General features: G+C 36.9%; 10 protein-coding genes. 2 read left to right on the top strand and 8 right to left on the bottom strand.

Annotated elements, in window-relative coordinates:
* Nucleotides 1–107 precede the first annotated feature (107 nt).
* Genes L6C30_RS12025 through L6C30_RS12015 form a run of 3 tightly spaced genes read right to left on the bottom strand, consistent with a single transcriptional unit; the run spans nt 108 to nt 4863 of the window.
* Nucleotides 108–3527, bottom strand: a complete 3420-nt coding sequence (locus L6C30_RS12025; protein ID WP_236163145.1) for an NACHT domain-containing NTPase — start codon at nt 3525–3527, stop codon at nt 108–110.
* A 4-nt stretch (nt 3528–3531) separates the two neighbouring features.
* Entirely contained in the window at nt 3532–4041 is a 510-nt protein-coding gene (locus L6C30_RS12020; RefSeq protein ID WP_087662165.1) for a DUF6375 family protein, read from the bottom strand.
* A gap of 9 nt (nt 4042–4050) precedes the next feature.
* Nucleotides 4051–4863 carry a radical SAM protein gene (locus L6C30_RS12015; protein ID WP_236163146.1) on the bottom strand — a complete coding sequence of 271 codons (813 nt, stop codon included), beginning with the start codon at nt 4861–4863 and terminating at the stop codon, nt 4051–4053.
* Nucleotides 4864–5383: 520 nt separating this feature from the next.
* Here L6C30_RS12015 and L6C30_RS12010 point away from each other — a divergent pair.
* Complete coding sequence (locus L6C30_RS12010; RefSeq protein ID WP_087662167.1) at nt 5384–6130, top strand: IS5-like element ISAba31 family transposase; 747 nt, start codon at nt 5384–5386, stop codon at nt 6128–6130.
* A 318-nt stretch (nt 6131–6448) separates the two neighbouring features.
* On the opposite strand, the gene L6C30_RS12005 is transcribed toward L6C30_RS12010, so the two are convergent.
* Together L6C30_RS12005 and L6C30_RS12000 are read right to left on the bottom strand one after the other, a co-directional pair.
* The gene (locus tag L6C30_RS12005) at nt 6449–8167 is read right to left on the bottom strand and encodes a GMC oxidoreductase (RefSeq protein ID WP_045796738.1); all 1719 of its coding nucleotides are present in this window, start codon (nt 8165–8167) and stop codon (nt 6449–6451) included.
* Nucleotides 8168–8281: 114 nt separating this feature from the next.
* Entirely contained in the window at nt 8282–9727 is a 1446-nt protein-coding gene (locus L6C30_RS12000; RefSeq protein ID WP_045796737.1) for a coniferyl aldehyde dehydrogenase, read from the bottom strand.
* A 153-nt stretch (nt 9728–9880) separates the two neighbouring features.
* Here L6C30_RS12000 and L6C30_RS11995 point away from each other — a divergent pair, with 153 nt between their 5' ends.
* Entirely contained in the window at nt 9881–10900 is a 1020-nt protein-coding gene (locus L6C30_RS11995; RefSeq protein WP_045796736.1) for an AraC family transcriptional regulator, read from the top strand.
* A gap of 101 nt (nt 10901–11001) precedes the next feature.
* Here L6C30_RS11995 and L6C30_RS11990 read toward each other — a convergent pair whose 3' ends face one another.
* Genes L6C30_RS11990 through L6C30_RS11980 form a run of 3 tightly spaced genes read right to left on the bottom strand, consistent with a single transcriptional unit; the run spans nt 11002 to nt 12289 of the window.
* A complete protein-coding gene (locus L6C30_RS11990; protein ID WP_052690212.1) occupies nt 11002–11247 on the bottom strand; it encodes a hypothetical protein in 246 nt (81 codons plus the stop codon).
* 19 nt (nt 11248–11266) lie between these two features.
* Nucleotides 11267–12013, bottom strand: coding sequence for an IS5-like element ISAba31 family transposase (locus L6C30_RS11985; RefSeq protein WP_004645384.1), 747 nt, complete (start codon nt 12011–12013; stop codon nt 11267–11269).
* A gap of 45 nt (nt 12014–12058) precedes the next feature.
* Nucleotides 12059–12289, bottom strand: coding sequence for a helix-turn-helix domain-containing protein (locus L6C30_RS11980; protein ID WP_087662168.1), 231 nt, complete (start codon nt 12287–12289; stop codon nt 12059–12061).
* Nucleotides 12290–12349 lie beyond the last annotated feature (60 nt).

Raw genomic sequence — 12349 nt, 5'->3', positions numbered from 1 at the left:
TGCTGAAAAGGTTGCCGACACATAAAGTGACTCAGATTGAAGAATTGCTACCACACCGCTGGAAACCTGAACCGAATTAAAAAATAGGCATGGGGTTCAGCGGACGCTTACGAGACATGTTCATTTGCAACAAAAAAGCCTCTCATAAATGTAAAGATTTCACGATAATCCGTTTTTGAATCCTCTTGTATAAATCCATTCAGTAAAATCCAGCTATCAGTTTCGTTAAACTGCTGAGTCTCTAAGATATCCAAGTAGTTAGGAATTGGTCCATTTAAAATCCACGCACCAATATCCTTTGGAGAATTAGTAAATATATCTGTAGTCTCTGGATTCCAAGAGTTTTCTACTTTAGGGAATGTGGGATCGATACTCACATCACTACATCTTTCATTACCACGCCAATCATCTAAAAGCTCCCTATCAGCCTTCCATCCATACATTTCATAGAACGCAATCCAGCTATATTTTTTTCCATATCTATCTATTTTTACATCACGATCATAATAAGAACTCGAACCTATATCTCTATCAATCTCTTGAAATTTTTCAGGTAGATATCCAAGCTGGATCATTCTTTTCAAAATAGTCTTACGTGTCTCAATATAGTTAGGATGTGAATCATCATAATTACGTCTATCCGGAATTAATCTTCCAATAGTGTAATTATTAAAATCCATACGAAGGGCTAATTTTTTGACTTCAATTATTTTCTCTTCACTTATATCAGGGAGACTATCAAACAGATTAGGTAAATGTTGATAAGGTTTTTGACAATAATCTAAATATTCTTGACTGACAAAATTTCGATTTACTGTTAAAGCATAATTAATAGTACCTAGTAAATATTCTCTCAAAATTGTATGAGTAGTAGAGTATTCAGAATTAGGTAAAAAACAATTTTCTATAATTTGTTGGGCGAAACCACAAACATTACTATTTATTTTTTCTACATCAATAAAATCTGCACTTAAAATAGCCCCATACGCTGCAGCAAAAGTTCTTTCTGGCACATATGGATCCGTAATATCTAATGAATTAATTGCCATCTCAAAGAATGTTTTTGGATCTTTTTTTGCATATATAGAAAGTACTTTTGTTGCTTGATCCCTTAAATCTCTATGGTTAGTTGTTAATAACCATTGAACCCATAAAGCTCGACCTTTCTCACTAGAACCAATTTCTATTCGAGACCATCTTTTTTCAAGAACCTCTAGGTCATTTTTAAGTTCTCTATAATTTCTTCTTATCCATTCAGACCATGTTAAATCACGGTATGTATTTCCCATAGCTCTTAAAGCTTTATCTAAGAAGCTTGCATCAAAGGGATGAGCATATGCCGACCGAGTAGTTTTCAGCTTGGTAAATGCTTTAGAAGCAAATTGCTCTGAGGATAATAAATATTTCTGGAATTCCTCTATTGTTTCTCTATTGATAAGAGCTGCTTGCTCTTGAGTTGTTTGTAAAAGAGCACGTTCTTTAAAATCACCTTCTAACAATTGCCAAAGATGTTTTCTCACATAATATTTAGGATATAGACCAACTAATGAGTTAAAAACATCATAAGCCAGGGTATTTGAATGTAGTTGACCATACTGAATTTTATGAATATTTTGCCTAATCCAACTATTAAAATCACCTTTTAAAAGGTATTCAGCTATTTTAAACCCAGCCATTAAATCATAAGAAAAACCTATCTCATGATTACCATTTTGTGATCTATACTTTAATAATATACCCTCGGATTCAAGGCTTTTTATTAAGCTGCTTCCTGACCTCACGACTTCATTAGCAATACTACGAGCCTGATTAAAATCTAATGTCCTATAATTTTCTGTCCATAACACTTCAGCAATTTTCAATAAGGTATCTTCAATATCTTCATGATATAACCTTTGATTTGACGGAGATAAATCTACAATATGATCAATTGCTTTTTCAAAGTATTTCTCAAATATAGCAACTTGAGAACGGGGTAATGCTTCTACACCTACAACTCTTCTTCTTTCTGAATTTGCTGATTCACAATAAAGTCTTAATGTTAAAGGATGTGTAAGTAGTTCGATTGGTATATCTGCATCTAAAGCATCTATTTTGTAATGTTCAAAATAACAATGTATCGCCGCAATTGGATCATCTACAAACCCATTCAACTCAAAAGTTGGAATTGTTTCTGGAATACAATCTTTATAAAACTCTCCTCTTAAAGTTAGCACTAGTAATATATTTGGATAGTTTTCTAGTAATGCATTTGCTTTTGCTACTTCATTTCTCCAATTTCTTGGGTCTTCAGATTCACTTAGCCCATCAATTACAATTGGAATACGTTTACAAAGGCGTTGACCTGCTGCATCTACTGCTTCTAAAAGATCCTCAAATGTATTAATAGGTCGTCCATATATCTTAAAACTTTTGACTAAATGATCTAAATTTTCGCCTGCATGTAAATCTTTTCCTAAAAAAAGGACTCCAGCATTAATGCCATCTCTTGGTCTACATATTTCTAAAGCAAGATCTGTTTTACCATCGCCAGCCTTACCAACGATAGTAATGACCTTGGCATTTAAAGCATTTCTTACCTTTTTTATTTCTTCTGAAAAAGCATAAAAATCTGCTAACAAATTTGCTGCAAACATAGCAGTATGGCTTCTATTAGCTCGTAATCGAGCTATCGTTTTCCTATATTTAGACCAATCACAACTTAAATCTTCAACCAAAAGCTCTTTTGCTTTTTCAAAATTTCCTGCTGCCAACTCTGAAAATAAACAATCTAAAAAACCACTCAATCTTTCCCCATCAGCTATAAAATCGGGCAAGGTTGTTTTGACATAGCTATCCTCAAGATTAAGTGCATCTTTGACTATTTTTAAATTATTGTTTATAGATTTCTCAAGGCTATCTAGTGAGTCCCAAGAGGAGTGTCTTCCTAAACATTTTTCAATTATCTTTTCAGCTTTAACCGTTTGGTGCACTTCAGGTTGAAACTTCTTACTATGAGTAGATGCTATGATTTGATAATGTTGATTTAACACTTGTTCATCAATTACCAACTCACCAAAATAAGCCTCTCGCAAAGCTAATGCTGGTCCAACCAATAAACTCTCAATGTCATCGCAAGTTTGAAGATGTAGTTTAAATGGATAATTAGCTTGCAATCCATAAAACCACTCTTGATCGCCCTCTGTAAGAATATATTTAGTCCATAAAACCCAATCCGTTAAGTGAGGTAAATATTTCTTAGACTTATTAAGTCCATCAACAATTTTATCTTTTCTAGTTGTTCCTATTGCTCGTGCTCTAGGCAAGTCATACCATTTACATTGCCATCCATACCATCGTGTAGAACCTCCCAAAGCACAGTCTTGGTCTAACTTTAGATGGAACTCGACCCCAGCCTGATTAGCAAGCTCTTTAAAAGAACCATATTGACCATAGTGTCTTCTTATTAATGATCTACAAAGCTTTTCAAAATTTACGTCAGCTGCACCAGATAAATTTTCAAATTTACTCCAATCAAGATGAGACATTCTATTATTCTTCCCCAAATTTCTCAGGATTCTCAGGATTCTCAGGATTCTCAGGATTCTCAGGATTCTCAGGATTCTCAGGATTCTCAGGATTCTCAGGATTCTCAGGATTCTCAGGATTCTCAGGATTCTCAGGATAGAAATGTTTTGAGTAAACTTCTACTTTAGCACCAGCATCTACAAATATTTTAATAAATGCAGATATATCAATCTCATCCGTATCAATCGTTATCTTATTCCCATCTCGCTCTAAATAATAATCAGAATTAAATTGATCTATTTCTAATGGAGATAAATGATTAACGTGGTGTTCTTGAAGAGCCTCTAAGACTTCTTTAGAAAATCTATGATTTTCTGGAGGTTCACCAGATAAGTAATATTCCTCATATTCAGAAGCTTTTTTCAACTTTGTAACAAACTTTTCTATATTTTCAGCATCTTTAGCTTGAACAAATGAGCCTATTAATACCAAATTCATAGAATGTTCTGATCCATAACTGTTCCAAATTTTCACGTCTTACCCTTATTTATATTTCTTTAATAACTGAAGTGCTTCTAAAACACTTTTTCCACCAATTTCCTGACCAATATTTGAATATGAACTACTTTTAAGAAAGCCTAGAGCATCTATATGAGCATAAGCATTAAGCCCAGTTTCCATCAAAAGTGGATTGCATATAAAATTTGATTCAAGCCCAATATCACTTATAGTTAAACGAGTTTCCCCACTATAACCTTCTATCCACTTCTTCATTTTTTCATAAGAATCTTTTGATAAACTTTTGACGTTTTGAGTAGCTTGCTGGGGTAAAAGTAGAACTTCGGATATATCAAACTTCTCTGCAATTTCTGTGACCTGATCAAGGTCCTGTATAGTTGAATCATTAATTACAACATTGAAACCCAAAGAACTAATTTCCCTTGTTCTTTCAATACGTTCTATTAATTTATCAAATTTTCGACCACGAAATTTCTCATAAGTAGTCCCAACACCATCAATACTTATTCTAATGAAATTTACATTTCCTTTAAGATTAGACAATAAATCATCAGTTAAACGATGTCCGTGAGTAGTGAATGTTACAGCTAAATCTGTCTCGTTAGCTGTAAATTCACATATCTCAGCAAATTTAGGATATAAAGTTGGTTCCCCGCCTCCAAAGCCCACTCCAAAAGTACCAAGCTGATCAATTTCCTTTAACCATTTTTTTAAGTAATCAAATGGAAGAGAGGCTTTTATTTTGGGCGCATAGCAAAATTTACAATGCAAATCACAAATATTAGTAAGTGCTACTGAAATTTGTCTAGGTGCTACAGTCCAGTCTGCTTCTGGCAATAGAAGCTCATTTATTAGGATATTATTCCCATTAGCCCTATCAAAAAAATGAACTCCATCTGGACCTATTCTTTTTTTCATTGTAAATTAATAAACTTAATACAGATAATGTATTTTAAACATAAAAATCGAATTGATTCATACATACTCTCATATCTTTATCTAAGATTAGTAAGCCAATCTTCTTTGTAAAATTTCAACTTTAGATACATAAGACTGTAGCTTATTAAAAGACTAGCAAGCTCTAACTGAGTCACATTTCAATTGTCACTTAAAGGCAAGTAGATGTTATTGAAGCAAGTGAATCATAAGCGTATTTATCGCATCATGAAGCAGATGTATTAAAAAAACCACTTTCTTTAGGAATATCGACAAGACTCATCGAACGTCATAAATACCAAAAACTGTTGGATGTAATAGGTAATTTAATTTTAAGGTAGTAGGGTGTGTTGACACTTTTAGCTTAAAAAAATAGCGAAGTAGTAAAATCAAATCGCCAAACCCAATTTTACTATTCGCTATGCCTCGTACCATGCTGACAGATCAACACTGGCAAAAGTTGAAAGTTATTCTGCGTAATTTATCCATTCACCACAACTCAAATTTACGCAATTTTATTGAAGCTATTCTCTATAGAATTAGAACAGGCTGTCCGTGGCGAGATATTCCTTCTTGTTTTGGTCATTCAAACTCTATTTTCAAACGTTTTAATCGTTGGTCAAGCAGCGGTAAGTTACTTAGATTATTCAAATTGCTAGCCTCATGCCCCGATATGGAGTGGATTTTTATTGATGGCTCTCATGTACGTGCTCATCAACATTCTGCCGGCATAGCGAATCAATCTATTTCTAAAAGTGTAGGAGGAAACTCCTCAAAAATACATTTGATTGTTGATGCACATGGCAATCCTATTGATTTCATAATTACCGATGGGACCACACATGATGTTAAAGTTGCACCTGATTTAATATCAACATTAGATTTAAAAGAGACAAAAGTGGTATGCGCAGATAAAGGCTATGATTCAGAACCACTGCGTGAACAGATCAGGAAAACAGGGACTAAAGCGAATATACCAAAGAAAACGAATAGCCAATCTAACAATGACCATATGGACTGGTATTTATATAAAATCAGGCATTTAGTTGAAAATATGTTTTGTAGATTAAAGCAATTTAGAGGAATAGCTACTCGATATGACAAGCTCAAAAGAAATTATCAAAGTTCTGTTGCTTTAGCCTGTATATTTTTATGGCTACCTTTATAGGGTTAATTATGAACAGTAAATGTCAACAGACCCTAGTCATATTTTATAACAAGAAAAAATAAACCATGGCTTTTGGGTTTATGAATAGACTCAATAATGCCCCCCAATTACTCATTGATCGGTAAAAAAGGTAAGACAGCTTTTCGCTCTCTTCTTAGCTTAGGAATTTCTGAATTATAGCCCATAAAATCAGCAACGCCCTCTAACGCTGTCATACAGCGTTAGAGGGATAATGATCTCAAGATTGTATTGCTTGGGCTGTCTAATTTGCCGTATTAGACACCATCACCATCACCAGCCCAAACCATATCCACTTTTTTAAGCATTGCTTAATGCACTGGCTAAATCACCAGTACCCTTCAAGTCAGACACCTGTCCCTCCAAAGGCTGACTAAATTCAATACGCTGAATCTTTGCTGCCCGCTCTGCGGAGAACACTGGGATTTGACTCATCGCAAATTCAGACAGTGCGGTAATGGTTAGTGAGGGATTCACACCTAAATTCCCAGGTACAATCGAACCATCTAATACGCGTAAATTTTGATAACCAAAGACTTGACCAGTGAAGTCCACAACGCCATTCGACTTGTCATTGCCCATCGCGACACCACTCATAATATGTGCTGTCGTTGGCGTTCCCAGTAGAATTTCAGTAAGTGCAGAACCAGGTTCTCCACCTAACTTTTGTGCAATCATTTTAGTGGCTTCTTCAGCCGCAGGGAATGAAACGGTGAGTGGCGTGTCCCCTTCTTTTTGCACAGCAGTGATACTATTTTTGAACAGTCGATACCACTTTCTACGCCATTCAAAATGAATGAATGCTTCAGACTTTTGCATCACCAATAAAATGATAGAGTCTTTGGCTTTACCCTTATAACGCAGTACTTTAAAGGTTTTTAAGGGATGTAACAGTGTATTGAACACAAACTTCATAAAGCGCATAAAGCCCTGACCGGTCACCATCGGCACGTATGGAATATAAATCCATGAAGCATCCGCACCTTCAGGGAACCGTGTGACCTCAATATTGGTATCTGCATCGACCGAAATAAAAGAGCTGATTGCTACCCCATCATCCAGTTTTTTATCTGTGTTGTTCACTGTGGTCAGAGTTTCCGAGTTCGTCCGAACTTCCTGTCCCAGCAATGAAGAAATATTGGGTAAAGTCTTATACTGATCCCGCATTTTTAACAACATCGGTACCGTACCCATCACCCCTGCAGATAACACTACCCCACGACTGCGCAAACTATATTGACGAACATTCTTACCTAAAGTTTCTTTGATAATGATTTCATAGCCTTCACCACCATCCTCACTCAATGGCATAATTTTGAGGACTTCAGAACTTGGACGAATTTCTACCCCATTACGTTCAGCAAAATACAGGTAATTCTTCATGAGGGTGTTTTTGGCATTATTACGACAGCCCAACATACAACTGCCACAATAAATACAGGAGTTACGATCTGGTCCATCTCCATTGAAATACGGATCTTTCGCTAATTGTCCTTCTTGACCAGCTACTTGCGAAAAGAAGACCCCCGTATTCACCGTTTTAAATGAATTTGCATATCCAATTTCACTCGCAACTTCTTTTAACGTGTCGTCTGCAATATTGGTATAAGTATTATTCGCTGTACCCAACATACGTTGAGCGAGACCATAAAACGGCTTTAAGGTGTCTTTCCAGTCTTTACGAATCTTGGTCCATGCCTCCGACTCAAAAACTGCATCAGGTGGAATTAAATGTACATTGGCATAAATTTGTGAGCCCCCACCAACGCCCACCCCATGCAAAATGGTGGTTTTACTGGTGAAAGTAAATTGCATCGTACCTCTGAATCCCAGTTCAGGTCGCCACAAATAGTTTTTTGTGTCTAAATTGGTGGTTGGAAAATCCTTGTCTTCACGGCGTAAGCCTTTCTCCAAAATCAGGACTTTATAGCCTTTTTCACTGAGGCGTAAAGCACTGACCGATCCACCAAAGCCTGAGCCAATCACGATTTGATCATAATCAAAATCTTTATTATTCATACTATTAACTCCTTTAATAGTTTTATTTTTCTGTTTTTAAATACACTAATTCCTTCACTTCAAAATATCCATCTTGAAGTGAAAAGTGATGTTGAGGTTTTAAAATTTAAGCGCTTATGACTTCATGCGAATCAATAAATTCAACAGCCAATTGGCAAATTTTCCATACGGTGGCGCGAGAAACTTCAAACTCGAAAAACCCGCCTGATAAAATACAGGGCGCATTTTAGAAAAAGTCAAAAAGCCTTCATAACCATGATAGTGCCCCATCCCGCTGGCACCGACTCCACCAAAGGGTAAGTCATGCTGCCCGACATGAAATAAGGCATCATTGACCGAAACCCCGCCCGACATAACTCTGCTGATATAAAAATCGATTAAACTTTTGTTATTACTAAATGGATAAAAAGCCAATGGACGATCACGCTGCACAATATAGTCTACTACCTCTTCAGGCTTTTGGTAGGTTTTGACCATCAAGATCGGACCAAAGGTTTCACGCGTATCAATTTCCATCTCATCATTACTGTTCAATACCAAAGTCAGTGGAAATTTTCGTGTCGCAGCATCTGGTTCTTGCTGATTTAAATTAATCAAACTGGCCCCTTTGGCTTCAGCATCTGCCAAGCTATGCACTAAGCGCTGAAATGCACGCTCATCAATCACAGAAGTATAATCTTTGCTATGAATATCAGGCACATGTTCCTGAACCCACGCTGCCGCGGCTTGAATAAAAGCTTGTAACTTCGACTCATGTACAAATAAATAATCGACATTGGTACAAATTTGCCCCGCATTAAACTGTTTCACAAACATAATGCGTTCTACAGCTTTCTCAATAGGGTATTCAGGATCAATCACCGCAGGAGATTTACCACCCAACTCCAAAGTCACTGGCGTCAAGTTCTGTGCTGCAGCAGCCATGACTTTACGCCCTGTCGCACCAGAGCCAGTAAACATCAGGTGGTCAAACGGCAATTTTGAAAATGCGATGCCTACTTCACCAGTCTCATCGAAAATCTGTAATTTTTCCGCTTTAAAGTATTTGGGACTTAACTCAATCAGTAATTCAGCCAAATGTCTTGAATTTTCAGACATTTTAACCATAGCGGTATTTCCCGCAGCAAACACAGCAGATAATTGCGAGAACATCAAATTGATGGGGAAATTCCACGGCACAATAATTCCAATCACCCCCAGCGGCTGCGGAATCACACGGTTTTTTGCACCAAAATACAGGCTATGATCGACATGTCGTTTTTGTACTTTGGTCCAGTGTTTCAAGTGTTTGATGCTGCCGTTTATGTCATCCGTGACAGTTATAATTTCTGCTAATAAGGTTTCATGGCGTGAACGATTTCCATAATCACGATTCAAGGCGTCAATAATTGCTTCACGGTGATTGTTAATCAATGCTTTTAAATTCAGTAAATGTTGCTTGCGTTGTTCAATCGTTTCAATGCCTTGCTGATGAAAGCTTTTGCGCTGTAATTGAAAACAATCGTGCAATGTCTGTTCTATCACTGTTTGCTCGATATGAGACTGAACCGTAAGTTGCATATGCTTTTCCTTTCACGGCTAAAAATGGTGATTCAATACTTCTTTTCTATGTTGGTTGAGATAATCTCTTATCCTACTTTAACAAATGACTTGAATTATGCTTGACTTTTTAGGACACTAAATTGATCTTTTAGGACAACACGGAATGTTGTAATGGGAAGTTATATTCGTGCAGCCAGCCTCGGCGGTTTTGAAGACTTAGTCCGTAGTTATGGCATAAACCCTATAGGAATCTTGAAAGAGATCGGGATTTTACCTGCTTTACTCCGCGATCCAGATTCATTTATTCATTATGATCATTATTTAAATTTATTGGAAAAAGCGGCCTTAGCCTGTCAGGATGACTGCTTCGGTTTAAAACTCGGCGCACTCCAAAATATTAGCACAATCGGTTTGATTGGCGTCTATATGTCCCGACAAACGAGCATACTTGAAGCCTTAAGCGTGGCGCAAAAGTATGTCTATTTACATGCTGAAGGCGTTGTCTTTCACGTCTCGCAACATAATGCTCTGTTCTGTAAGCTGAACTTTGTGCGTTTAAGTGAATACAACACCGATGTACCACAAAAATCACAACTGGCCATTTGCCTTGTCGCGAATATTTTAAAAGATTTGATTGGCCCACAGTGGCATGCAGAAAAAATTTGCTTCAAGCAAAAAGCACCACAAAAAGGAGCTCAAACTTTCCAAGCACATTTTTCCTGTCCAGTGGAATTTGAAACCGATGAGGATGCGCTTTATTTTCCCGCAAGCTTTTTAAGCTATAAACCCTATAATTTTAATGAAGATGCCATTAATCAACTAATCGTACAGCAGCTTGAAACACAAAGCAGCACCAAAACTGAAGACAATACCGCACTGATAGAGAGTTCAGTCCGCATGCTGATGGCGACAGGAGACTGCAGCATTGAAAATATCGCACTCTGTATGGGAATGCATCCGAAAAAGCTTCAGCGCGCTTTAAAAATGCAAGGAACAACCTATCGAGATATACTCGAAAATGTCCGAAAAAAAGAAGCGCTTCGTATGCTTGATGCAGGCAATGTGAATTTGACAGATATTGCTCTACAGTTGGGCTATGCAGAATTATCTATTTTCAGTCGCAACTTTAAAAGCTGGTTTGGCGTTCCTCCAACCGAGTTAAGAGACAAAAGTCGAAGCCATATTGTATGACTTCTGGTTTTGCTACTTCGTTAAATAAAAAGTACCCAACGAATTCAAGCATATAGTTTAAATCCATTGAATGTCACTCTAATCAATACAGACTCAATTGATTATTTCGGGAAAACAAAGGATGCGACCAAACGTGCCCCCCAACCTTTCGGGCTGCCGTCAGTATCATCAACCCAATATCGAGCACCACCGCCCACACTAATGGCCTGACCATTTAGGCGAATCACTTTGGTCACAGTCAAGTTGACAGGAACTGTGGCTTCTTCTGCATTCCAGTCATATGTCGTTTCAGTATTCAATGCCACCGTCGTACTATTTGGATAAGTGTAACTAGGGTCTGTTGACATTTACTGTTCATAATTAACCCTATAAAGGTAGCCATAAAAATATACAGGCTAAAGCAACAGAACTTTGATAATTTCTTTTGAGCTTGTCATATCGAGTAGCTATTCCTCTAAATTGCTTTAATCTACAAAACATATTTTCAACTAAATGCCTGATTTTATATAAATACCAGTCCATATGGTCATTGTTCGATTGGCTATTTGTTTTCTTTGGTATATTCGCTTTAGTCCCTGTTTTCCTGATCTGTTCACGCAGTGGTTCTGAATCATAGCCTTTATCTGCACATACCACTTTTGTCTCTTTTAAATCTAATGTTGATATTAAATCAGGTGCAACTTTAACATCATGTGTGGTTCCATCGGTAATCATGAAATCAATAGGATTGCCATGTGCATCAACAATCAAATGTATTTTTGAGGAGTTTCCTCCTACACTTTTAGAAATAGATTGATTCGCTATGCCAGCAGAATGTTGATGAGCACGTACATGAGAGCCATCAATAAAAATCCACTCCATATCGGGGCATGAGGCTAGTAATTTGAATAATCTAAGTAACTTACCGCTGCTTGACCAACGATTAAAACGTTTGAAAATAGAGTTTGAATGACCAAAACAACAAGGAATATCTCGCCACGGACAGCCTGTTCTAATTCTATAGAGAATAGCTTCAATAAAATTGCGTAAATTTGAGTTGTGGTGAATGGATAAATTACGCAGAATAACTTTCAACTTTTGCCAGTGTTGATCTGTCAGCATGGTACGAGGCATAGCGAATAGTAAAATTGGGTTCGGCGATTTGATTTTACTACTTCGCTATTTTTTTAAGCTAAAAGTGTCAACACACCCTAAATCTTTGGCACTAATTTTCAACACAAAAGCAATTTCATAAATTTTTTCAACAGTGAGATTAACCTCGCCACGTTCAATACGTCCCATATAACTACGATCTATCCCACATTGAAGAGCAAGGGATTCCTGAGTTAATTTTTGTTGTGTTCGTCTATTGCGGATTAATTGACCGATTGCTACTGATAATTCTGACATTTGTAACTAATTGCTCAAAAGAGAAATATCATCAATTGAGGACTATATATCCGCGGACTA

This window comes from Acinetobacter sp. KAM396 (assembly GCF_021602765.1).
GTDB classification, from domain to species: domain Bacteria; phylum Pseudomonadota; class Gammaproteobacteria; order Pseudomonadales; family Moraxellaceae; genus Acinetobacter; species Acinetobacter towneri_A.
The sequence above is the reverse complement of the archived record's forward strand: the minus strand, read 5'-3'. Positions and strand labels throughout refer to the sequence as shown.